The following is a 23,266-nucleotide window of genomic DNA, read 5'->3' on the forward strand; positions in this document are numbered from 1 at the left end:
GCCTTGACGTTGGCGGGCAGGCCGCGCAGGGCCTTGAGCTTGGCCTTGTAGGCGGTGAGTTCGGCGCGGGTGGGGAGCTTGCCGTGCACCAGCAGGTGGGCGATCTCTTCGAACTCGCAGGTCTCGGCGATGTCGATGATGTCGTAGCCGCGGTAGTGCAGGTCGTTGCCGGTACGGCCGACCGAACACAGCGCGGTATTGCCGGCGGTCACGCCCGACAGGGCGACGGATTTCTTCGGCTTCGGGGCGGCGAGCGGTTGCGCTTCGGACATGGGGGAGTCTCCTTGGGGAATGCTGTGCTGACTGATGTTGCTTACGATCGTACTGCTGTGCAGTTGTGCTTACTTGGCCTTGCCCTGGGCAAACAGGGCATCCAGTTTTTGTTCGAAGTCGTGATAGCCAATGCTCTCGTACAGCTCGGCGCGCGTCTGCATGGTATCGACCACATTTTGCTGCGTGCCGTCGCGGCGGATTGCAGCGTACACGTTTTCGGCCGCCTTGTTCATGGCGCGGAAGGCCGACAGCGGGTAGAGGACCATCGACACACCGGCACCACCCAGTTCCCCGGTGGTGAACAGCGGCGTAGCGCCAAATTCGGTGATGTTGGCCAGCACCGGCACCTTCACGGCGTCGACGAACTTGCGGTACATGGCCAGGTCGGTCATGGCTTCGGGGAAGATGGCGTCGGCGCCGGCTTCCACGCAGGCCACGGCCCGCTCGATGGCCTTGTCCAGGCCTTCCACGGCCAGCGCGTCGGTGCGCGCCATGATGACAAAGTTCTCATCGGTGCGGGCATCGACCGCGGCCTTGATGCGGTCCACCATCTCGCCTTGCGAGACGATTTCCTTGCCCGGACGGTGGCCGCAGCGCTTGGCGCCGACCTGGTCTTCGATATGCATCGCGCCCGCGCCGAACTTGATCAACGACTTGGTGGTGCGGGCCACGTTGAAGGCCGATGCGCCGAAACCGGTGTCCACGTCCACCAGCAGCGGCAGGTCGCACACGTCGGTGATGCGGCGGACGTCGGTCAGCACGTCGTCCAGGTTGGAGATGCCCAGGTCAGGCAGGCCCAGCGAACCCGCGGCCACGCCGCCGCCCGACAGGTAGATGGCGCGGTAGCCTGCGCGCTTGGCCAGCAGCGCATGGTTGGCATTGATGGTGCCGACGACCTGCAGGGGGTGCTCATCGGCCAGGGCCTGGCGGAAGCGGGCGCCGGCGGAGCGGGCGAGGTCGGAAGTGGAGAAGGTCATGATGTTCGCTTTGGGAGTGGACGGGCTATTAGCGCAAGGGGTGTGCCAGGCGTGCCCGGCTACTTGCCCCGGGGAATCGCTGCGACCGCCGTGCAAGGCATCAGCCGTTGTCAGGCTTGGCCTGGCGGCGATCCGCAGCCATTTGCCGCGAGTCATTGCGATGAAACCGGTACGTGCGTGAAATTTCAGATTTGAAAGGATTGCATTTCAATATTGAAATGCACGTTGCCTGCGCGCACAATCTCAAGATTAGCTTGCTACTGGCAAGAGCACTGTTTTTTCCGCTCCCATGACGATTGGCCTTCCCGCTCCGATCAACGCCGCCGGCACCGGCAATGCCGCGCGCCCCCGCATCTGGGCCATCGGCATCAGCCGCCTGTCGCGCGCCTTTGCCGACCTGATCCCCGGCTATGCCGCCCAGGCGGAATTCCGCATCGTCGGCAAGGGCTACGCGGCCGCCGCCAGCGCCGTCGCACGCGAAGCGCGCGAGGGCCGGCTCGATGCCGTGGTGGCGGGTGGCTCCAACGGCGCCTACCTGCGCCAGCATGTCGATGTGCCCGTGGTGCTGGTCAAGGTGACTGGCTTCGATGTGATGAGCGCGCTGGCGACGGCGCGGCGCATCTCGCCGAAGGTGGCGCTGGTGACGCACGCGGCTACCTATCCGGAGGTGGACGAATTCGTGCGGACTTTCTCGCTGTCGATCCCGGCCTACACGTACCTGACCGAGGACGATGCCGCCGCCCGCGTGAAGGCCCTCAAGCAGGAGGGCGTGAAGGTGGTGGTGGGGCCCGGCATGGTGACCGACCTGGCGGACAAGATCGGCCTGATCGGCGTGTTCCTGTACTCCGGCAATTCGGTGCGGGGCGCGCTGGAGGATGTGATTGAAGCGGCCCGCCTGCGCCGCATCGAGTCGGGCCGGCGCGACTACGTGAACACCATCCTGGCTCACCTCAACGAAGGCGTGGCCGCGGTCGACGCGGAAGGGCGCATCCAGACCTACAACCCGGCCATGGAGCGCTTTCTCGGCACGGCGCCGGCCGCCGCCCTGGGCCGCAAGCTGCAAACGCTGGCTCCGGCGCTGTCGCTCGACGGCGTGATGCAAAGCGGCAGCAAGGAGCTGGAAGCCATCCACAAGCTCGGCGACAAGATGGTGGTGGTCAACCGCATCCCCATCGTGACCGAGAACGGCACCGCCGGCGCGGTGCTGACCTTGCAGGACGCCAATGCCATCCACCGGGTCGACCGCAACCTGCGCTCGCGCAGCCGCGCCCGGCCGGCCGGGGTGCGCTACAGCCTTGATGATCTCGCCGGCGCTTCCCCCGCCATGCATCACCTGCGCGAACTGGCGCGTCGCTATGCGGCGGTGGATTCCACCGTGCTGGTGGGCGGCGAAAGCGGCACCGGCAAGGAAGTGCTGGCGCAGGGCATGCACGACGCCAGCCCGCGCCGGGCGTTTCCCTTCGTCGCGGTCAATTGCGCCGCGTTCCCCGAAACCCTGCTGGAAAGCGAACTGTTCGGTTACGAAGAAGGCGCCTTTACCGGCGCGCGCCGCGGCGGCAAGGCGGGCCTGTTCGAATCCGCCCACAACGGCACGCTGTTCCTGGATGAAGTGGGCGATATGCCGCCCGCGCTGCAGACCCGCTTGCTGCGCGTGCTGCAGGAAAAGCAGGTGCTGCCGATCGGCGGCCTGGACGCGGTGCCGGTCAATGTGCGGGTGATCGCCGCCACGCACCGCAACCTGGGCGAACTGGTCCGGCAGGGCAGCTTCCGCCAGGATCTCTACTACCGCCTCAATATCCTGCGCATCGAGATGCCGCCGCTGCGCGAGCGCGCCGGCGACCTGCCCGAACTGGCGGAACTGCTGTACCGCCGTGCCCAGGAACGCCTGGGGCAGCCGGCGCCGCAGCCGCTGCCGCAAGCGGTGCGGGCAAGGCTGGCGGGCTATGCCTGGCCGGGCAATATCCGCGAGCTGGAAAACGTGACCGAGCGCATTGCCGTGCTGGTGGCGGGGCGCGAGCTGGCGCCCCGGGATTTGCTCGATGAATTGCAGGCGGCCGCGCCGGAGTTGTTTGGCACGGAGCCGCAGGGCGATCCTGCGCCGCTGGCCGGCGGCTTGCGGCGCGCGGCGGCCGGGGCGGCGGACGATGCGGCCGGGGCCGGCTCGCTCGCGGGCGTGGCCCGCGCGAGCCAGGCAGAGCATATACGGCGCGTGCTGGCGGAATGCGGGGGCAACCGCGCTGCCGCCTGTCATCAGTTGGGCATCAGCGCCACTACCCTGTGGCGGCGCCTGAAAGAGGCGCCGTAGCCATGCCAGGGCTCAGTGCCGTGCCACGAGGGGCTGCGGCGTCAGCCCCTTGGCCGCCAGCCAGTCCGCATTGAACAGGCGCCCGGCATACAGGTCGCCGCGGTCGCACAGCAGCGTAACGATGGTGTGGCCGGGCCCCATCTCGCGGGCCAGCCACGCCGCCGCCGCCACGTTGATGCCGGACGAACCGCCCAGCCATAAGCCTTCCTCGCGCAGCAGCCGGTAAACCGTGTCGACGCAGGACCGGTCGTCGATCCGGACCGCATCGTCGATCGGCGTGTCCGCCAGGTTGGCGGTGACCCGGCTGGAGCCGATGCCCTCGGTGATGGAGTTGCCCTCGGCCTTGACCTCGCGGTGCTTGACGAAGTGATACAGCCCGCTGCCGTGCGGATCGGCCAGCACGATGCGCACGGGCGGGTTGCGCTCCTTCTCCTTCAGGAAACGCGCGACGCCGGCCAGCGTGCCGCCCGTGCCGGTGGAACAGACAAAGGCATCGACCTTGCCGGCGGTGTCATGCCAGATTTCCGGGCCGGTGGTTTCGTAATGCGCCTGGCGGTTGGCCAGGTTGTCGAACTGGTTCGCCCAGATGGCGTTTTCCGTCTCCTGGGCCAGGCGCCCGGCCACCTTCTGGTAGTTGTTGGGGTCGGCATAGGGCGCCGCGGGCACCGGGCGCACCTCGGCGCCGAGCAGCCGCAGGCGGTCCATTTTTTCCGGGGACTGGGTGTCTGGGATCACCACGATGCATCGATAGCCGCGCGCGGAGCAGATATGGGCCAGGCCGATGCCGGTATTGCCGGCGGTGCCTTCCACCACCGTGCCGCCGGGCTTGAGCACGCCGCGCCGTTCCGCATCGCGGATGATGAAGAGCGCCGCGCGGTCCTTGACCGAACCGCCCGGATTGAGGAATTCCGCCTTGCCCAGGATTTCGCAGCCAGTCTCCGCGCTCAGTCCTGCCAGCCGGATCAGCGGCGTGTGGCCGATGGTGCCGACGAAACCATCCCTGACGTCCATGATGTACTCCGGGTGATGCGCTCCGGATGCGCTGGAGCGTCACTCAAAGTGATAGATCGGCGTTGGGGGAATAACAAGCCGTGCCGGAAAAACCGGATGGCCGACGGGTTCGGCTTCGGCCGGAAAAGCGGGTTTTGGGCCACTTCGGGATGGCGGCCCTTGGGCGGCCGTCAGGCAGCGTTCAGCCACCGGAAATTGATGTCACCCTCAAGAAATTCCTGCCGGGTGTCGTGAAAATCACGCACATATTCGCTGTTGAGATGCGATTCCAGCGCGTGCCTGGAATTCCACTCCATATAAAGCACAAACACCTCGGCATCCTCGGCGTCTTCTCCCACGTGGTAGCGCAGGCAACCGGGTTCCATGGCGCCGCGCAGGCGCAGCGCGGCCAGCTTGGCAACCAGGACTTCACGGCGGTGAGCCTTGGCGCGCGCAATTCCGACAAGCGTGTACGTTGTGGACATGGTGTGAACGGCAAGCGTGTGGCGCGCCATTGTAGCCGTGCTGCCGGTCCTTGGGCCGAATGCCCGAGGGCGCTGGCCGGATATTTGGGCGGGTTGACAAGTGGGCCCGAGGGTGATGGCGGGGTGCGGCGCCGGCACCGGTGGGCATAGCGGGTTCGCATGCGCCTCATGCGCCTCAGGTCCCGTATGCGCCAGCCGGCATGTGCGTCGCTAAGCCGCAACGCCCGGAACTCGTGGCCGAGATCAAGGCGGTGGCGGCGGTCCGTAAGCAAGCGGCACGTTTCCCGCGTTATGGCGTGGCTTGCCGTGTGATCACCTGCCCGTTGCGCGCCCCGCTGTGCGCGCCGTGCCGCCACGTAATGGCACCGTTGACGATCACGGTGTCGATGCCTTCGGCCGGTCGGGCAGGGGTTTCGTAGCTGGCGGCATCGCGCACGTTCGCGGCATCGAAGACGACGATATCGGCATGGTGGCCCACCTCCAGCGTGCCGCGTTGATGCAGGCCGAAGTTGCGCGCCGTCAGCCCGGTCATCTTCCACACCGCCGTCTCTAGCGGGAACAGCCCGATCTCGCGGCAGTAGTGGCCGAGTACGCGCGGGAAGGTGCCCCACAGGCGCGGATGCGGGCTTTCGCCGACAGGAATGCCGTCGGAGCCGATCATGGTTTCGTCGAACGCGAGGATGCGCTGGACATCGTTCTCGTCCATCAGGAAGTAGACCGCGCTGCCGGGCTGCAGGCGGCGCGCGGCCTCGTCCTTGGGCACGCCCCATTCCCTGGCAATGTCGTCGAGATCGCGGCCCGCGCATTCGGGGTGCGGCTGGCTGGCGGAGATCAGCACCCGGCCTTCGAGCATGCCGCGGTCGGTGCGGATCATGGTGGAGCCGGCCGTGTACGGGTAGCAGTCGAGCGAGACGCACTGGTGCTTCATGGTTTCACGGATGAATGGCAGCGTGACCTGGCTCTTGCCGAAATTTGCCGTGTTCTGCACCTTGTGGTGCGACACCACCACCGGCACGTCGAGCTCGCGGCCGATGCGGAAGGTTTCTTCCAGCGACTGCATGACATGGTCGGACTCGTCGCGCATATGCGTCACGTATAGCGCCTTGCGCGCGCTGAGCGGCCGGCAGACCTCGATGATCTCCTCGGTCGTCGCCTTGGCGGCGGGCGGGTAGAAGGTGCCGGTCGACAGGCCGATCGCGCCGGCCTGCATGGCTTCCTCGACCAGTGCCCGCATGGCAGCAATTTCCTCGGCATTGGCGGGCCGGTCGAGCGCTGGCATGGTGACCGCGCGCAGGGTCGAATGCCCGACCATCGCCGCCACGTTGACGGAGCTTGGCGTGGCGCGCAACGCGTCGAGATAAGCCGCGAAGGTGGTGAAGCGGCCCTCGGCCGGCGAGTCGATCAGGCTCAGCGGCATGGGCAGGTCCATGTCGGCGCGCAACGGGGCGGCACTGATGCCGCAATTGCCGGCAATCACGGTCGTTACGCCCTGCGAGATCTTGAAGGGCATGGTGGCCTGCGACAGCACGGCCTGGTCATCGTGCGTGTGCGCATCGATGAAGCCGGGCGCGACGATCTGGCCCGCCGCGTCCAGCGTCCGGTCGGCCGTGTGCCCGGTCAGGTTGCCGATCGCCGCGATGCGGCCGCCGCGCACGCCGATATCGGCGCTGAAGCGGGGTGCCTTGCTGCCGTCGATCACCGTGCCGCCAGCGATCAGCAGGTCGTAGTGCGTGGAATTGGGATCGGACATCGGATTCCTCATTTTGGTCTGCAGCGAGTCGGTCAGCGGAAATGGCAGGCCACCTGATGCCCACCGCCGGCGGATGGCCGTTCGGTGAGGGCGGGCGCCTGTTCCTTGCATACGGCTTGCGCCAGCGGGCAGCGTGTGTGAAAGCGGCAGCCCGCTGGCGGGTTGGCCGGGCTCGGCGGGTCGCCTTGCAGTAGCAGGCGCCGGGCCGGCGTGCGCGGATCGGGCACTGGCACCGCGGACAGCAGGATCTCGGTGTACGGGTGGCGCGGTGCGGAGAACAAGGTGTCGCGGCCGGCCAGTTCGACGATCTGGCCCAGGTACATCACGGCGACCCGGTGGCTGATGTGGCGCACCACCGCCAGGTCATGCGCGACGAACAGGTAGGCGATGCCGAACTCGGCCTGCAGGTCCATCAGCAGGTTGACCACCTGCGCCTGCACCGAGACGTCGAGCGCCGACACCGGTTCGTCGCAGACGATCAGCTTGGGGTTGAGCGCGAGCGCGCGTGCGATGCCCAGCCGCTGCCGCTGGCCGCCCGAGAATTCGTGCGGGAATTTCTTCGCGGCCTCCGGCCGCAGGCCGACCTTGCCGAACAGCCACTGCACGCGTTCGCTGCGCTCGGCGCGCGACTGCACGCCGAAATTGCGCAGCGGCTCGCTGACGATCTCGCCGGCTGTCAGGCGCGGGCTTAGCGAGGCATAGGGATCCTGGAAGATGATCTGCAGGTCGCGCCGGCGCAGCCGCATGGCGCTGGCCGGCAGGCCCACCAGTTCCTCGCCGTCGAGCTGCACCGAGCCCGAGGTAGGCTCGATCAGGCGCAGCACCGACTTGGCGGTGGTGGTCTTGCCGCAGCCGGATTCGCCGACCAGCGAGAGCGTTTCGCCGCGCTCGACGGTGAAGGACACGCCATCCACCGCCTGGATGGGCGGCTTGCGCGGCGCCAGCCAGCGCTGCGGCGCGACGTAGTGCTTTTTGAGCCGGTCGACCTTGAGCAGGGGCGATGGCGTTGCGGAGTTGGTGCTCATGCGATGGCTTCCTGGGCTTCCCGGGCTTGCTGGTTGCATTCGATACGGCCTTCCTCGACCGCGAAGCAGGCCACCGCATGGTCTGCGCCGTGGCGCGTGAGTTGCGGGATCTCGCGCGCGCAGCGCGTGTCGGCATGCGGGCAGCGCGCCGCGAAGGCGCAGCCCCGGCGCGCTTCCTGGGGCGATGGCACCAGGCCGGGGATTTCGGCCAGGCGCTGGCTGCTGGTATTCATCGAGGGCATCGAGGCCATCAGCGCGCGGGTATAGGGGTGCAGCGGGCGGTCGAACAGGTCGGTGACATCGGCTTCCTCGACCTTGCGCCCGGCGTACATCACGATCACCCGGTCGCAGCACTCCGCCACCACGCCGAGGTCGTGCGTGATCATCACCACGCCCATGCCAAGCTCTTTCTGCAGGCGGCGGATCAGGTCCAGGATCTGGGCCTGGATGGTCACGTCGAGCGCGGTGGTGGGCTCGTCGGCGATCAGCACTTCGGGGTTGCAGGCCAGCGCCAGCGCGATCATCACGCGCTGCCGCATGCCGCCGGACAGCTGGTGCGGATACTCGTTGACGCGGCGCTCGGGCTCGGGGATCTGCACCAGGCGCAGCATTTCCACCGCGCGCCGCATCGCGCCGGCACGGCTTGCACCCTGATGCAGGCGCACCGTCTCGGCGATCTGGCGGCCGATCGTGAGCACCGGGTTCAGCGAGGTCATCGGCTCCTGGAAGATCATCGAGATGCGGTTGCCGCGGATGCGGCGCATCTCGCGCTCGCTGATCTGCAGCAGGTCGGTGCCGCGCAGCCGCACGGCGCCGCGGATGCGCGCCGGCGGCGTCGGCAGCAGCCGCATGACCGACAGTGCCGTCACGCTCTTGCCGCAGCCCGACTCGCCAACCACGCCAAGGGTCTGGCCGGCGCATACCGTGTAGGAGACGCCGTCGACCGAGCGGGCGGGGCCGGTGAGCGTATCGAAATGGGTGTAAAGCTCGTCGACTTCGAGCAGCGGCTCGCCGGTGGCCATGGCGGCGCGGGACATCGTCATCGTCATGAATGCGCTCCCTGGTTCAGAGTTGCCGCGCCAGGCGCGGATCGAGCGCATCGCGCAAGCCGTCGCCCAGCAGGTTGATCGCCAGCACCGTCGCGGCCAGCAGGATGCCGGGGTACAGGATGATGTGGAAGGCCACGGCCACGAAGTTGCGGCCCTCGGCCATCATGTTGCCCCAGCTTGGCGTCTGCGCCGGGACGCCTACGCCGAGGAAAGACAGTGCCGCTTCGGTCAGCACGGCGGCGGCGGCCACGAACGTGGCCTGCACGATCAGGGGCGCCACCATATTGGGCACCACGTGGCGCGCCAGGATCACCGGCAGGCGGGTGCCTACCGCATGCGCCGCCTCGACGAAGAGCTGCTCGCGCAGGGTCAGCGCCAGCGAGCGCACCAGCCGCACCACGCGCGGAACCTCGGGGATGGTGATGGCGACGATCACGGCGGTCAGGCTGGCCTGCGTGACGGCCATCAGCGCGATCGCCAGCAAGATGCCGGGGATAGCCATCAGGCCGTCCATCACGCGCATCACGAAGGCATCGGCCCAGCGCACAAAGCCCGCGGTGAGGCCGAGCAGCACGCCGAGCACGGTCGCGAGCAGGCCGACCGAGAGGCCGACGATCATGGAGACGCGGCCGCCCCAGACCGCGCGGCTGAACACGTCGCGGCCCAGCGCGTCGGTGCCGAACCAGTGCTCGGCCGAGGGCGGCTGCATGCGCGCCAGCGGGTCGATGTCCTGGGGGTCAATGGTGGCAATCCAGGGCGCGCCGATGGAGAGCACGGCGATCGCGATCAGCAGCAGCGCGCCGATGATCAGCGTGGGATGCTTGCGCGCCCAGTGCCAGCGCGGCAGCACGAAGGGCGCGTCGTCGGCGGCCACCCCTTCGGGGGCGGCGCCTTCGGTCACGGGCAGGGAAGTGGTCATGTCAGCAGGTCTCGCGGCGAGGAAAGGCGCTCAGTACTTGATGCGCGGATCGAACAGCCGGTAGCTCAGGTCGATCATCAGGTTGATCAGCACGTACACGCCGGCCGAGATCAGCAGCACGCTCTGGATCACCGGGTAGTCGTGACGCTGTACCGAGTCGACCACCAGGCGGCCGACGCCGGGAATGGCGAACACGGTCTCGGTAACGACCACGCCGCCGATCAGCAGCGCGATGCCGACGCCAATCGTGGTGGCGATCGGGATCGCCGCGTTGCGCAGCGCATGGCCCAGCACCGGCAGCACGCCCAGGCCCTTGGCGCGCGCGGTGCGGATGTAGTCCTCGTGCAGCACTTCGAGCACGGTGGCGCGCGTCATGCGGGTCACCAGCGCGATATAGACCAGCGCCAGATTGATGCAGGGCAGCACCAGGCTGCGCAACCATTCGCCGGCGCCGTCGGCAAAGCGCGCGTAGCCCTGTACCGGGAACCACGGCAGCTGGATGGCGAAGGCATAAACCAGCAGGTAGCCCACCAGGAACACCGGTAGCGAGAAGGCCAGCACCGCGAACAGCATCACCAGCCGGTCGATCCAGCTGCCGGCGCGGTAGGCCGCCAGCGTGCCCAGCGGCACCGCGACCAGCAAGGTCAGCAGCATCGTCAGCGCGGCGATGGAGACGGTGGGCTCCAGGCGCTGCGCCAGCAACCGGGCCACCGGTACCTGGGTGAAGATCGAGGTGCCGAGATCGCCGGTGGCAAGCCGGCCGGTCCACAGCGCGAACTGCCGCCACAGCGGCTGGTCAAGGCCCAGCGCGCCGCGCAGCCTGGCGATGTCGTCGACCGTCGCGAGGTCGCCGGCGATCAGCGCCGCCGGGTCGCCCGGCGACAGGTGGATCAGCAGGAATACCACCACGGCTACCACCGCCATCACGGGTAGCGTCGCGGCCAGGCGTCTGAGCAGGTAGCCCATCGTCGTGTCTCCTCGGTGGGGTCGTTCTTCGTTCTCTTTCTTACTTGTCGAGCATCCAGACCGTGGGCATGCCGGCCCACAGCTTGTCGATGCCCTTGAGGCTGGCGCGCGCCGCGAAGGCCGCCGAGTACTGGCCGGCGTTCACGTAGGGCACGGCCTCATAGGCGCGCTTCTGGAACGCATCGAGCAGTTCCTTGCGCCTGGCCGGCACGGTCTCGCGGATCCAGGCTGTGCGCAGCTCGTCGAGCGGCTTGTCGCAGGGCCAGCCGGGCAGGCTGTTGCCGCAAGCGGCGCTGAGGTAGGCATTGGTGATCGGTGAATTCGAATCGAACTCGCCCGCCACGGTCACGTACATATTCCAGCCGCCGGCCTCGGGCGCGTCGCGCTTGGCGCGGCGCGCGCCGATGGAGGCCCAGTCCATGTTCTGCATGTCCACGTTCATGCCCATGCTGCGCATGGTCTGCGCCGCCATCAGGGCTTCGGCGTTGAGCTGGGGCACGTCGGTCGGTACCAGCACCACCACCTTCTCGCCCTTGTAGCCGGCCGCGCCCAGCAACTGCTTGGCGCGGGCCAGGTCGGCCTTGCGGTAGGGTTCGGCACCGGCCGACGTATCGTTGGCGCCGCCGCAGATGAAATAGGTGGCGCAGTAGTTCATGCGCATATCGAGCGGATACCCCATGGCCGCGGTGAAGCGGTCCTGGCTCACTGCCTGCAGGAAGGCCTGGCGTACCTTCGGGTTGTTGAAGGGCGGATGGAGCTGGTTCATCACCAGCACGCCCTGGTAGGCGCCGCCCGAGCCGATCTTGACGCTGGTGTCGGCACGCAGCGGGGCGATATAGTCGGGCGGCACCTGTTCGACCAGATCGACCTCGCCGCGCTTGAGCGCCGCGATGGCGCTGTTGGCGTCCGGCAGGTAGAGCCATTCGACGCTCTCGAACTGGCTCTTCTTGCTGCCGGCGAGACCGCTCGCCGGTTCGCTGCGCGCCACGTAGTGCGGGTTGCGCACGAATACCGCCTTGTTGCCCGGTACCCATTCGTCGCGCTTGAAGACGAAGGGGCCGGAGCCGATCACCTCGGGCAGCGGCGCGGTGGCTGGCATCCTGGCCAGGCGCTCGGGCAGGATCACCGGGGGAAATCCCGAGGGCTTGGCCAGCGCGTCGAGCACCATGCCAAAGGGCTCCTTGAGCGTCAGCGTGAAATTGCGCGCGTCGACGGCCTTCCACTCCGCGCCGGCATCGCCCATGGCGCGGCCCAGGCTGTCGCGCGCGCCCCAGCGCTGCAGCGATGCGACTGCGTCGGCGGCAGTGACGGGGCTGCCATCCGAGAATTTCAGGCCGGGGCGCAAGGTGAAGCTCCACTGCTTGCCGTCCTTCGAGCTGCTGTACTTCTCCACCATCTGGGGCTGCGGCTTGCCGCTTGCATCCTGCGCGAACAGCGTGTCGTACACCATGTAGCCGAAGTTGCGCGTGATGTAGGCCGTGGTAAAGGTCGGGTCGAGGATCTTCAGGTCGGCGTGCGCCACCACCTTGAGCGTCTTGGTCTGGGCCAGCACGGGAAGGCTGGCACCAGCCAGGGCGAGGGCGCTCGCCGCGAGGGCGGCGGACAGCGGGGCATTCAGTTTCATCTGCGAGTCTCCTTTGTCGTCGTTATCGTCGTTATCGTTGTAGACAGGCGGGCGGTGCTCAGGCCGCGGCGCTGTCGAGCGGCCACTTGGGACGGCGAACCTTGCGGTAGGGCAGCGTTGTGAGATCGAGCGTCACGGCACCGGGGGCGCCCGCGTAGATCACGTGCTTCGCCACCTTCGAGAACGACGCGTAGAAATGCTGCGAGGACTTGACCACGATGATCTTCTTGCGGGCAAGGTCGCATCCCAGCTGTGTGAAGAGGTCCGTGCCCATCGCCTGGTTGCGCAGCGTGATCAGCACGATGTCGATGCCGTTGGCTTCCACCAGCGCGCAGTCGCCCATCTGTACCGGGGTGTTCGACAAGCCGGTCATGACCATGTCGGCTTGCAGCGCCTTGACCGTGCAGTCCAGGTCCAGCGGATCGCCCGAGAGAGGGCTGATCTTGCCGCCGATTCGCATCGCCAGCCGCGCGCCGACGCCGGCGTCGAAGGCGATGCGCGCCGCGATCGGGTCCCACATCGGGCCGATCGCCGCGTTGCCGATGCCGCGCTCGATCATGCGGCGCAGGATGAAGGTGGAGTCGCTCGCCGCGCCGCCGCCCGGGTTGTCGGCGCCATCGGCCAGCACCACGGGTCCGCCGTCGAAGGCCAGCGCCTCGTCGAGCGCGGTGTCGATGTCCGGGTAGGGCACCGTGAGCGCCTCGCGCATGCCGATCAACTCATCGGCCAGCTGGCGGGCCAGCGCATCGGCCCTGGCCTGGTCGCCATCGGTGTAGACCAGCACCTTGGTGCCCATGCCCGGCACGTCGCCCCAGGAGAAGCCGTGCGCTATGGAGACCGACAGCACGCCGTCCCGGCCTTCCAGCGACTGGATGCGGTCCACGAAGCCGCGCGCGGGCTCGCGCGAGGTATGGACGGTGACGATCATCTCGCAGTCGACCACCGACGCCACCGGCCGGACCTTGCCTTCCACCTTGGCCGCGCACAGGTCGACCAGTTCCAGCGCGCGCTCCAGCACGTCGGTGTGCGGGTATTCCTTGAAGGCGATCAGCAGGTCGGCGTGCGCCACCATCTCCGGCGTCAGGTGGCTGTGCGGATCCAGCTCCGCGCCGATCACCACGCCGGGCCCGACCATGGCCCGCACGCGCTGCAGAAGGTCGCCCTCGCAGTCGTCGTAGCCCTCGGCCACCATCGCGCCGTGCAGGCCGAGCAGCACCATGTCCACCGGCAGTGCCGCGCGCAGGTCGGCCAGCAGTTCGTCGCGCAGGGTTTCGTAGGCATGGCGGGTGGTGGTGCCGCTGGGCTGCGCGCCGGCCACCATGCCTTCGGACAACTGCCAGCCGCGCTCCTTGCCACGCAGCCGGGCGGCCCACAGCGGGCCGGAGAAGAAGGTCATCTGGCCGGGATGCTGGCCGGCGGGGAAGTAGCCGCGGTCCCGGAAGGAAGCGAGGCCCGTCGGCATCGGCGCGAAGGTGTTGGTTTCGGTGGCGAGGGAGGCACTGAAGACACGCACGGTGGTGAACTCCTGGTTGGGCGGTTGGAGGACAGATGCGATTCAGGTCGATGCTGCAGCGCGGGCCCGTTCTCGGGTAAGCCCGGACGAGGCGGGAAGCGCGGGCGCCAGCGCGGCGCAGGTTTTGCCCCAGCGCCGCCAGTGTCCGGATGCCATGGCCGCCCTGGCCCGCGACCCGGATGACAGGACGCGAGTGCTTTGGAATGCGAGTGAGTGTATTCAAGAATTTGCGAATATGCAAATTGCGAATACGCAAATTTTCCACTAGAGTGAGCAGCATGGGATGTACCCGGCGGTGCCGTCTGATAGCATCCGGCCCAACGGAAAAAAGGACGCAGGCTTGAAAACACATATCGCCCCGGGGCGCGGCAGCGACGACAGCGACGAGTCTGGCGACGACTCGCGCACGCTCGACCGCGAGACCTTTGGCAAGCGTCTGCGCACGGCGCGCAAGGCCTTCGGCTGGACGCTCGCGCACCTCGCCGAACTCTCCGGTGTTTCCATCACCACCATCTCGCGCGCGGAACGCGGGCAACTTGCATTGGGCTACGAGAATTTTGCCGCGCTGGGCAAGGCGCTGCAGATGGATATGGGCTCGATGTTCGCCGGCGCGGGCGTGAAGACGTCGCCGTTCCAGGGGCCCGTCGTGACGCGGGCCGGCGAGGGCGTGACCTACCGGGGCTCTTCGTTTTCCTATGAGTTTCTTGGCACCGAGGCGGTGGGCAAGCAGATGAGCCCGGTGATCGGCACCGTGCATGCGCGCCGCATCGAAGGCCCCGAGGACTTCGCCCGCCATCCCGGCGAGGAATTTGTCTACGTGCTCACCGGCGAGGTCGAGGTGCATTTCGACAACGGCGAGAAGGTGCACCTGGCGCGCGGCGACGCGCTGTACTTCGATGCCCGCATGGGCCATGCCTACGTCAGCGTAAGCCGGCAGCTCGCCAGGGTGGTGGGCGTGACCACCAGCGAAAGCAGCTTCATGAAGTCAGCCCAGGCCGGGGAGGCGGAGGCCGCGCCAGCGCGTGTCGTCAGGCGGCCCCGGGGGAAGGCCGCTGCCGGCAAGGGGCAGGGCAAGGGCTGAGGTGCCCGCGTCAGCGCCGGCTCCGTGGAGCCGCGCGGCTTCGCCCCGGATCCATCCACCGTAATCCCTGCTGCCCTGTGAGGCTTATGTTCGGCCTCGCCGCGCCCGGGCCGGAAGCGTCGTGCGTCGATGCGCCGGTTTCCCGGCTAAGTCCGTTCCTGGAAACTACCGATTGTGGGCAAAATCATAGCCATCCCGCATGGCGGGGCTGGCGTTGGCGGCACGGAAAGAATCCGTCAGCCCTAAAGTATTCCGGCTTGCTGCCGTTAAGCGACCACGCCTTATTCAATCTGTACGCGAGGAGCTGGCATGCTGAAGCGGATCAAGACCCGGCAGCTTCAAGTTGGAATGTTCGTGGCCAGGGTGGGCGGGCCATGGATTGAGCATCCCTTCTGGCGGTCGCGGTTCCTGGTGAACAGCCAGGAACAGATCGACCAGATGATTGCCTCCAAGGTCGAGGAGGTATGGATCGACCTGCTCAAGGGCAAAGGCATTCCGCCGCCCGTGCAGCTGGCGGCAACCGGATCGCTGAGCGTGAAACCCGTGGCCGACGAGCCGGCCAGCGCCGTGCCGCAATCGGCGGTATCGCTGGAGGTGGAGTTCGGGCTCGCGCGGGAAGTCATGAAGAACGGCAAGGCGGTGGTCGGCTCGATGTTCACCGACGCCCGCATGGGCCGCGCGCTCGAAGTGGAGGGCGCCCTGATGCTGGTCGACTCCGTATCGAATTCGCTGACGCGCCATTCGCAGGCCCTGATCGCGCTGGCGCGGCTCAAGGTCCGGGACGACTACACCTATCTGCATTCCTTCGCGGTCTGCGCGTTGATGATCGCGCTCGGACGTACCCTCGGGCTGGACAATGGCGAGGTGCAGCAACTCGGCCTGGCGGGCCTGGTGCACGATATCGGCAAGATTTCCATTCCCACCCAGGTACTGCACAAGCGTGGCGACATGACCGCCGCGGAGATGGCCATGGTGCAGCGCCATCCGTCCGTCGGCTATCGCATCCTCAACGAGGCCAGGCTCTACAGCAATATCCCGCTCGATGTCTGCGTGCACCATCACGAACGGATCGACGGGCGCGGCTATCCGTTCGGCCTGCATGGGCATGAGATCAGCGTGCACGCCAAGATCGCGGCGGTGTGCGACACCTATGACTCGCTGACCTCCAGCCGCCCGGGGCACCAGGCCTGGACGCCGGCGCGGGCGCTCGAATACATGGCGGTGCGGGTCGATACCTTGTTCGACCGCACCGTGTTCCAGGCTTTCACCAGGTCGATCGGCATCTATCCGCTGGGCACGGTGCTGCGCTTGCGCTCCGGACGGCTGGCGGTGGTGTTTGCACAGAACGACAACGAGCCGCTGCGCCCGCGGGTCAAGGTGTTCTACTCGCTGAGCGAGGCCACGCAGGTGGGCCCCGAAACACTGGACCTGAGCGAGGCGGAAGACACCATCGTGAGCTTCGAGGACCCGGCGCAATGGGGCTTCCGCGACGAACAACTGCTGGAACTCTGCGCAGCCTGACCGGCGATCCATCCTGCGAGGCGCATCTTGTCCGCAAGGACAGCGTCAGGCGGCCCAGGCCTGTTCGAGGATGCGCGCGGCATCGCCACCGCCCGCGCTGATGCCCATGACGGCACCCCATTCCGGGTCGAAGCGGCTGGCCAGGAAGGCGCCGGCGGTGGCCGCATCGGCATGCTGGAGCATCAGGCAGGCCTGGGCGGTCAGCACCAGCCGCGCGGTGGTGCGGCGGGCCTCGGCCTGCTGCTCTTCCTCGGGCAGGCGCAGCGCCGCGCGCAATGCCGCCACGCTGGCCTGGATGCGCGGCTCGCCCGCGCCCACGACGCTCATCTGGTCCAGCACGCGCAGGTAATCCTCTGGGTTGCGGCCGATGGCGCGCAGCACGTCCAGGCACATCACGTTGCCCGAGCCTTCCCAGATCGAGTTGACGGGCGCTTCGCGGAACAGCCGGCCCATCGGGCCTTCCTCCACATAGCCGTTGCCGCCGAAAACTTCCATTGCCTCGCCGGTCATTTCAACCGCGCGCTTGCAGATCCAGAACTTGGAGGCGGGCGTGAGGATGCGGCGCCATGCGAGACGGGCGGGATCGCCGGTGGCTTCGAAGGCGGTGGCCAGGTCCATCGCCAGCAGCATCGCGGCTTCCGCCTCCAGCGCCATGTCGGCCAGCAGCCTGACCATCAGCGGCTGGCGGATCAGCGGCTTGCCGAAGGCGCTGCGGTGGCGCGCATAGTGCAGGCACTGCACCAGCGCCTGGCGCAGGAAGCCCGCGCTGGAGAGTGCGCAGTTCAGGCGGCTGTAGGTGGCCATCTCCAGGATGGTGGGAATGCCGCGGCCCTCGTCGCCCACCATGATGCCCCAGGCTTCACGGAATTCCACTTCGCTGCTGGCGTTGGAACGGTTGCCCACCTTGTCCTTCAGGCGCTGGATCTCGATGGGGTTCTTGCTGCCGTCGGGCCGCCAGCGCGGCACGAAGAAGCAGGAGGAGCCGGCTTCGGTATTGGCCAGTACCAGGTGGGCATCCGACATCGGCGAGGAGAAGAACCACTTGTGGCCAGTGATCAGGTACTCGGCGCCACGTCCCTCGCCGCGGCCGGGTACCGCGCGGGTGGTATTGGCGCGCACGTCGGAGCCGCCTTGTTTCTCCGTCATGCCCATGCCTACGTTGATCGACGGCTTTTGCTCGATGGGGATGTCGCGCGGATCGTAGGCCGGGGTCAGCAGCTTGCCGCCGAGCTGCGCGAACAGGTCCGGCTCCTTGCGCAGCACGGGGATGCAGGCCTGGGTCATGTTGGTGGGGCAGAGCGAGCCGGACTCGATCTGGCAGTGCATGTAAAGCGAGGCTGCATACGAGGCCCAGGCGGACGGGCGCGTATCGGCGAAGGGCAGGTTGGCCAGGCCGCTCCTGCGCGCGATGGTCATCATCGCGTGCCAGCCGGGGTGGAAGCGGACCTGGTCGATGCGCTCGCCGATGCGCGAGTGCGTATGCAGCTCGGGGTGGTGGCGGTTGGCATCCTCGGCGTGGCGGATGGTTGCCTCGGCGCCGAGTACCGCGCCCTGGCGTTCAAGCTCGGCTTCGTTCCAGGCCGCGCCGGCGCGTTCCACGGCACGCCGGATGCCGGGGTCGCTGGTGTAGAGGTTGTAGTCCTTGAGTTCGGGGACCTGGTTGGTGATGGCATGGGTGGCGTTCATTGCGGGCTGTCTCCTTGGGCCGGACTGGCAGGGCTCGCTGCCGCCCGTTAGATTCGAAAGGTCATTCTAGATACAATGCCCAGCCTGCATGTTCGGCTTTCGGAGCACCATGAACCCACAGCAGAAAGGCCCGGAAAAACCTCGCCGCAAGCCGGTGCAGTCGCGCTCGTGGCAGACCTCGCTGGCCATTCAGGAGGCCTTTGTTCGGCTTTTGGCCGGGCAGGATTACGGGCAAGTGACGATTCGCGCCATCGTCGACCTGGCCGGGGTGGGGCTGGGTACCTTCTATGAGTACTTCGGCAGCAAGGAAGAATTGGCCCGTGTTTGCCTGCATCTGCGTGCCAAGCGCATCGTGCAGTCCATGGACGAATGCCTGGCGCAACGCCGGGGCGAGCCCATCGCAGTGATCGTGGACGCGCTGATTGCCGTCAATGTCGGGCACCACCGGGAGACGCCGGAGCGGTGGGGGCCGGTCTACCTGCTGGAGCGGCACTATTCGGGGCGCGCGGCGTATCGAAAGATGTATGGGAGGTTCGTGGCGCTGTGGAGCCGGGCGCTGCAAAGCGCCGCCGACGCGCCGCCAGCCCCGGTGATCGAGGAGGCCTCGGTGACGCTGCAGGCCATCGTCTACGGCCTGATCTCGCATGCCTGCATCGACGAAGGGGAGGAAATCGATTTTCCGCGGCTGATGCGGCGGCTGCGGGGGGCTGCGCATGGGTATCTGGGTACGCTGGGCGAGCCGCCCGAGGTACTGAACGAAGCAGGCAAGACGCGCCAAAACCGTCTGAAATGACGACGGCTGTCACTCCCTCTCCCCCGGCTTGCTCTCCCACAAGTGGGAGAGGGGAGCAAACATGCGGTTGAAGTAAGCCGCAGCCGCGGGCCACAAAAACAAAACCGGCGCCATCGGCGCCGGTTTCGTCTTACTGCCAGGGCTGAATCCAGCTTACTGGATCTTGGCCTTTTCCTTGAGCGACTTCATCATCGCCTGGAACTGCTCGCGCTGCCAGTTCTGGTCGCCCATCAGCATCTGCACCAGCTGCGGCTTGACTTCTTCGAAGGTCGGGATCTTGGCGTCGCGCACGTCGTCGAGCTGGATGATGTGCCAGCCGAACTGGGTCTTGACCGGGGTCTCGGTCATCTGGCCCTTCTTCAGCCCCGTCATGGCGGCGGAGAATTCCGGCACGTAGCTGCTGCTGTTGGCCCAGTCAAGATCGCCGCCGTTGGCCGCGGAGCCCGGGTCCTTGGACGAGGCCTTGGCCAGGTCTTCGAACTTGGCGCCGGCCTTGATCTTGGCGATGATGGCGCGCGCGTCGGCTTCTTTTTCCACCAGGATGTGGCGGGCGTGGTATTCCTTGCCGCTGCCGAACTGGGACTTGATCTTGTCGTATTGCTTGCGCAGTTCTTCGTCGCTGGCGCCGTGGGTCTTGACGTAGTCTTCGAAGACGGCACCGGCCAGCACATTGAGCTTGGCCTGTTCCAGTTGTTCCTGCAGGTCATCGCGCTGGGTCAGGCCGCGCTTGTTGGCTTCCTGCAGCAGCAGCTCACGGTCGATCAGCATGGTGCGGGCACGGTCGCGCAGTTCTGCGCTGGGAGGCTGTCCGGTGCCGGCTATCAGCTTGTCCAGCTTGGCCGAGGGGATCGCCTTGCCATTCACGACGGCGGCGTTCTGGGCGAGGGCGGGCAAGCTGCCAGCGGCAAGCACAGCCGCCAGGCTGAACGAGAGGACTGTGGTCTTCATGGAATCAGGTCTGAGAGTTGCTCGAGGAATCGCGGGAGGTTTCGCGGGATTCAAGTTCTTGGTCGGTCAGCGCCGTCACTGCCAGCGCATGGATTTGCGTGGGGAACAGATCGCGCAGCGCATCATACACCATGCGGTGGCGTGCCACCCTGGTGCTGCCGGCAAATTGCCCGCTGACGATGGTCACGTGATAGTGCCCGCCGCCGGAGGCGGCGCCGGCATGGCCGGCGTGCAGCGCGCTGTCGTCGCGCACCTCTACGCGGGAGGGAGAAAGGGCTGCTCGCAGCAGGGCTTCGATTTGTGCGGGTTCTGCGGCCATCGGCGTTTGTGCTTGTCCTGGTGGGAGTCCGGCCGGGGCCGGACGGTCAGTCTTGGAAGGCGCGGCGGGAACGGCCCGCCGGGGCGCTTACTCGGAGGTGTTTTCCTGCATGTGGCGCGACAGCCAGACGCTTTGCGCCAGGATGAACACCAGCATCAGGCCCATGCTGCCGAACAGCTTGAAATTGACCCAGGCATCGGTGGAGAACTGGTACGCCACGTAGAGGTTGACCACGCCCATCACGGCGAAGAAGGCGGCCCAGGCGGCGTTGAGCTTGCCCCAGGCGGCTTCCGGCATGGTCACCTGCTTGCCCAGCATGGCGCGGATCAGGTTCTTGCGCCAGATCAGCGCCGACAGCGTCAGCGTGGCGGCAAACAGCCAGTACAGCACGGTGGGCTTCCACTTGATGAAGGTCTCGTTGTGCAGCAGCAGCGTGGCGCCGCCGAACACCGAGATGATCACCAGGCTGACCCACTGCATCGGCTCGACCTTGCGGTGGCGCAGCCAGACCCAGCCGATCTGCACCACGGTGGCGGCGATGGCCACTCCGGTGGCGGCGTAGATGCCCGCGAACTTGAAGGCGACGAAGAACAGGATGACCGGAAACAGGTCGAACAGGAATTTCATGCGGACTGGATTGAGCGACGCAAGGTCGAGGACAGGGTTGGCGGCGAACCGCCGCGCGGGCGGTTCGGGCTTAGCGCGGCGTGTCGGGCGATGTCGGCGCGGCGTCACCCGCATCGAAGTCGGCGGGGTCGCGCTCATCGAATTTTAGCGCAGCCGAGTTGATGCAGTAGCGCAGACCGGTGGGCGCAGGGCCATCTTCGAAAACATGGCCGAGATGGCTGCCGCATTCCTTGCAGCGGACTTCCACCCGTACCATGCCGTGGGTGCGGTCGGTGTGCTCATCGATCACCTCGCCGTTGATGGGGCGGAAGTAGCTGGGCCAGCCGCAACCGGCGTCGAACTTGGTGCTGGCTTCGAACAGCGGCGTGCCGCAGCCGACGCAGCGGTAGGTGCCGCGCTCCCAGTGGTCCCAGTAGCGGCCGGTGAAGGGCCTTTCGGTGGCCGCCTCGCGGGCAACGCGGTATTCGATGTCGGAGAGTTGCTCGCGCCACTCGGCTTCGGTCTTTTGCGTGGTCATATCCGGCTTTCCTTTCTGGTTGGCTGGGAAACGATCGCTTTTCGTCACCCACGGCCAGTTGGTCGTATCTCGACTGCCAATCCTTACAGCGTGGCCGCGTGCTTATGACGAACAGCTCACTTCCAGCCCCGCGGCCCAGTCCGGCGGCAACGCGGCATAGCCTTCCGCTTCGGGCTGCTCGTCGAAAGGGCGCGACAGCACAGCCAGCAGGCGGTCAACCTCGCTGAAATCGTTCTCGCGAGCACGGCGGATGGCGGTTTCGGCCAGGTGGTTGCGCAGTACGTACTTGGGGTTGACCGCCAGCATGGCCACCGCCCGCGCGGCGTCGACGGAGTTCTCGGCACGCAGCCGTGCGCGGTACTTGTCGGCCCAGGCATCCCATGCCGCGCGATCCAGGAACAGGTCGCGCACCGGCGCATCCTGGCTGCCATCGACGGAAGAGATGCGGGCGAGATTGCGCCAGAACAAGGTGTAGTCCACGCGCTGTGTGTGGAGCAACTGGAACAGGTCGGTCAGCAGCGGTTCGTCGTCCTCGTCGCCGGCGCCCGTTGGACGCAGGCCCAGCTTGTCGCGGTATTGCCGGAAAAAGGCCGCGGCATAGCGCTCGCGGAACGGATCGAGCGCGGCGCGCGCGGCTTGCACCGCGGCATCGGTGGCGGCCTTGCCGGCTTCGCCTTCGTCCTTGCCATCGCCCTCGCGCCACAGCGGCATCAGCGCCTGGGCCAGGCAATGGAGGTTCCAGAACGCAACCTGCGGCTGCTGGCTGTAGGCGTAGCGGCCCTGCGTGTCCGTGTGGTTGCAGATGTGGTTGGCGTCGAAGGCATCGAGGAAGCCGAAGGGGCCGTAGTCGATGGTCAGGCCGAGAATCGACATATTGTCGGTATTCATCACGCCGTGGCAGAAGCCTACCGCCTGCCAATGCGCCATCAGGTCCGCGGTGCGCAGCGAGACTTCGCGCAGCAACGCCTGGTACGGCTGCTTGTCCTCGCGGCATTCCGGCATGAAGCGGTTGATGACGAAGTCCGCGAGCTGGCGCAGCGCGCCGATATCCTCGCGCGCGGCGAAATGCTCGAAATGGCCGAAACGGATGAAGGAGGGCGCCAGCCGTGTCACCACGGAGGCGGTCTCGATGGTTTCGCGTCGCACAGGAGCGTCCGAGCCGACGATGCACATGGCGCGGGTGGTGGGCACGCCCAGCGCGAACATGGCTTCCGAGCACAGGTATTCACGGATCGAGGAGCGCAGCACGGCGCGGCCGTCTGCCATGCGCGAGTAGGGCGTCATGCCCGCGCCCTTGAGCTGGATTTCCCAGGGGCCGCCGGCGGTGCGCGCTTCCGCCAGGCGGATCGCGCGCCCGTCGCCCAGCTGGCCGGCCCAGACGCCGAACTGGTGGCCGGAATAGACGCTGGCAAGAGGATCCGCCCACTCGGGTACGTGATTTCCTGCAAAAATTTCGATGAAGCTACGCTGTGTTGCATCATCCGCGTTCCAGCCCAGCAGGCCGGCGGCCGCCGGCGATACGCTTACCAGCCGTGGGGAGGGTAGCGGCGTCGGGGCAAGCCGGGTAAAGAAGCGCGCTCCCAGGTCGGCAAAGCCGGGCACGGTCGTGAACGGCGGGACGGCCGCAGCCGCGTCCAGTTGGGCGGGGCTGGCGGCTTCAGGCAAGGCGCGGGGGGCGCCGGTTGGCTCGGGAGAGTTCACTGAGGCATCACTGTGGGTGGCTGGGCACTGCAGCGCCAGCATGTCGAATTTCTCGCAAGTGCGCTTGCAGGCTAGGGAAAACGACATGTTGAGGTGCAACATGGCAGGCGGTATTGTACTTCCACGCCGTCGTTCGCATCTCTGACCGCCGTTGCCACCACAATGTTTCCGGTTATTCCTTAAGTCCCGTCCCCGAC

General features: G+C 67.1%; 21 protein-coding genes. 4 read left to right on the forward strand and 17 right to left on the reverse strand.

All coding sequences use genetic code 11. The annotated features are described in order from the left end of the window. Both AC1DS6_RS00005 and prpB read right to left on the reverse strand, forming a co-directional pair. On the reverse strand, positions 1–272 hold a 272-nt coding region (locus AC1DS6_RS00005), incomplete at its 3' end, for a citrate/2-methylcitrate synthase (protein WP_441637642.1). A 69-nt stretch (positions 273–341) separates the two neighbouring features. Further along, a complete protein-coding gene (gene prpB, locus AC1DS6_RS00010) occupies positions 342–1,250 on the reverse strand; it encodes a methylisocitrate lyase (RefSeq protein WP_035867779.1) in 909 nt (302 codons plus the stop codon). A gap of 289 nt (positions 1,251–1,539) precedes the next feature. On the opposite strand from prpB, the gene prpR reads away from it, so the two are divergent. Then, positions 1,540–3,555 carry a propionate catabolism operon regulatory protein PrpR gene (gene prpR, locus AC1DS6_RS00015; protein WP_477101677.1) on the forward strand — a complete coding sequence of 672 codons (2,016 nt, stop codon included), beginning with the start codon at positions 1,540–1,542 and terminating at the stop codon, positions 3,553–3,555. 12 nt (positions 3,556–3,567) lie between these two features. Here the strand turns inward: prpR and AC1DS6_RS00020 are convergent, their stop codons facing one another. From AC1DS6_RS00020 to AC1DS6_RS00060, 9 genes are all read right to left on the reverse strand, one after another. Further along, positions 3,568–4,566, reverse strand: coding sequence for a cysteine synthase A (locus AC1DS6_RS00020; RefSeq protein WP_441628694.1), 999 nt, complete (start codon positions 4,564–4,566; stop codon positions 3,568–3,570). A 170-nt stretch (positions 4,567–4,736) separates the two neighbouring features. Continuing rightward, positions 4,737–5,060: a putative quinol monooxygenase gene (locus tag AC1DS6_RS00025; protein ID WP_235185115.1), complete on the reverse strand. Its 324-nt coding sequence runs from the start codon at positions 5,058–5,060 to the stop codon at positions 4,737–4,739. Between the two features lie 259 nt (positions 5,061–5,319). Beyond that, entirely contained in the window at positions 5,320–6,780 is a 1,461-nt protein-coding gene (locus AC1DS6_RS00030) for an N-acyl-D-amino-acid deacylase family protein (protein ID WP_441628692.1), read from the reverse strand. A 32-nt stretch (positions 6,781–6,812) separates the two neighbouring features. Next, entirely contained in the window at positions 6,813–7,805 is a 993-nt protein-coding gene (locus AC1DS6_RS00035; RefSeq protein ID WP_477101678.1) for an ABC transporter ATP-binding protein, read from the reverse strand. Continuing rightward, a complete protein-coding gene (locus tag AC1DS6_RS00040; protein ID WP_441628688.1) occupies positions 7,802–8,854 on the reverse strand; it encodes an ABC transporter ATP-binding protein in 1,053 nt (350 codons plus the stop codon). Before AC1DS6_RS00040 ends, AC1DS6_RS00035 begins: the two co-directional genes overlap by 4 nt. 16 nt (positions 8,855–8,870) lie before the next feature. Continuing rightward, the gene (locus AC1DS6_RS00045; protein WP_441628686.1) at positions 8,871–9,773 is read right to left on the reverse strand and encodes an ABC transporter permease; all 903 of its coding nucleotides are present in this window, start codon (positions 9,771–9,773) and stop codon (positions 8,871–8,873) included. Positions 9,774–9,803: 30 nt separating this feature from the next. Continuing rightward, on the reverse strand, positions 9,804–10,739 hold the full coding sequence (locus AC1DS6_RS00050; RefSeq protein WP_035867767.1) for an ABC transporter permease: 936 nt from the start codon (positions 10,737–10,739) through the stop codon (positions 9,804–9,806). A gap of 40 nt (positions 10,740–10,779) precedes the next feature. Continuing rightward, a complete protein-coding gene (locus AC1DS6_RS00055; RefSeq protein WP_477101679.1) occupies positions 10,780–12,363 on the reverse strand; it encodes an ABC transporter substrate-binding protein in 1,584 nt (527 codons plus the stop codon). Positions 12,364–12,421: 58 nt separating this feature from the next. Beyond that, on the reverse strand, positions 12,422–13,876 hold the full coding sequence (locus tag AC1DS6_RS00060) for a M81 family metallopeptidase (RefSeq protein ID WP_441628680.1): 1,455 nt from the start codon (positions 13,874–13,876) through the stop codon (positions 12,422–12,424). Between the two features lie 340 nt (positions 13,877–14,216). Between AC1DS6_RS00060 and AC1DS6_RS00065 the strand changes: the two genes are divergently transcribed. Beyond that, positions 14,217–14,957 carry a helix-turn-helix domain-containing protein gene (locus tag AC1DS6_RS00065; protein ID WP_441628678.1) on the forward strand — a complete coding sequence of 247 codons (741 nt, stop codon included), beginning with the start codon at positions 14,217–14,219 and terminating at the stop codon, positions 14,955–14,957. Between the two features lie 309 nt (positions 14,958–15,266). Next, positions 15,267–16,478 (forward strand): HD-GYP domain-containing protein, encoded by a 1,212-nt coding sequence (locus AC1DS6_RS00070; protein ID WP_035867758.1) that lies wholly within the window; start codon positions 15,267–15,269, stop codon positions 16,476–16,478. 45 nt (positions 16,479–16,523) lie between these two features. On the opposite strand, the gene AC1DS6_RS00075 is transcribed toward AC1DS6_RS00070, so the two are convergent. Beyond that, positions 16,524–18,164 carry an acyl-CoA dehydrogenase family protein gene (locus AC1DS6_RS00075; RefSeq protein WP_441628674.1) on the reverse strand — a complete coding sequence of 547 codons (1,641 nt, stop codon included), beginning with the start codon at positions 18,162–18,164 and terminating at the stop codon, positions 16,524–16,526. 109 nt (positions 18,165–18,273) lie between these two features. Between AC1DS6_RS00075 and AC1DS6_RS00080 the strand changes: the two genes are divergently transcribed. After that, positions 18,274–18,957, forward strand: coding sequence for a TetR/AcrR family transcriptional regulator (locus AC1DS6_RS00080; RefSeq protein ID WP_477101680.1), 684 nt, complete (start codon positions 18,274–18,276; stop codon positions 18,955–18,957). Between the two features lie 153 nt (positions 18,958–19,110). On the opposite strand, the gene AC1DS6_RS00085 is transcribed toward AC1DS6_RS00080, so the two are convergent. The 5 genes from AC1DS6_RS00085 to AC1DS6_RS00105 form a co-directional block, all read right to left on the reverse strand. Further along, positions 19,111–19,905 carry a peptidylprolyl isomerase gene (locus AC1DS6_RS00085; protein ID WP_035867754.1) on the reverse strand — a complete coding sequence of 265 codons (795 nt, stop codon included), beginning with the start codon at positions 19,903–19,905 and terminating at the stop codon, positions 19,111–19,113. Between the two features lie 4 nt (positions 19,906–19,909). Further along, positions 19,910–20,224, reverse strand: coding sequence for a BolA family protein (locus AC1DS6_RS00090; RefSeq protein WP_045236318.1), 315 nt, complete (start codon positions 20,222–20,224; stop codon positions 19,910–19,912). 87 nt (positions 20,225–20,311) lie between these two features. After that, positions 20,312–20,851, reverse strand: coding sequence for a septation protein A (locus AC1DS6_RS00095; protein WP_035867747.1), 540 nt, complete (start codon positions 20,849–20,851; stop codon positions 20,312–20,314). A gap of 70 nt (positions 20,852–20,921) precedes the next feature. Beyond that, positions 20,922–21,368, reverse strand: coding sequence for a peptide-methionine (R)-S-oxide reductase MsrB (gene msrB, locus AC1DS6_RS00100; RefSeq protein WP_035867745.1), 447 nt, complete (start codon positions 21,366–21,368; stop codon positions 20,922–20,924). A gap of 102 nt (positions 21,369–21,470) precedes the next feature. Beyond that, on the reverse strand, positions 21,471–23,033 hold the full coding sequence (locus AC1DS6_RS00105; RefSeq protein WP_441628710.1) for a protein adenylyltransferase SelO: 1,563 nt from the start codon (positions 23,031–23,033) through the stop codon (positions 21,471–21,473). Positions 23,034–23,266 lie beyond the last annotated feature (233 nt).

It is taken from the genome of Cupriavidus sp. 05L310 (assembly GCF_056398185.1).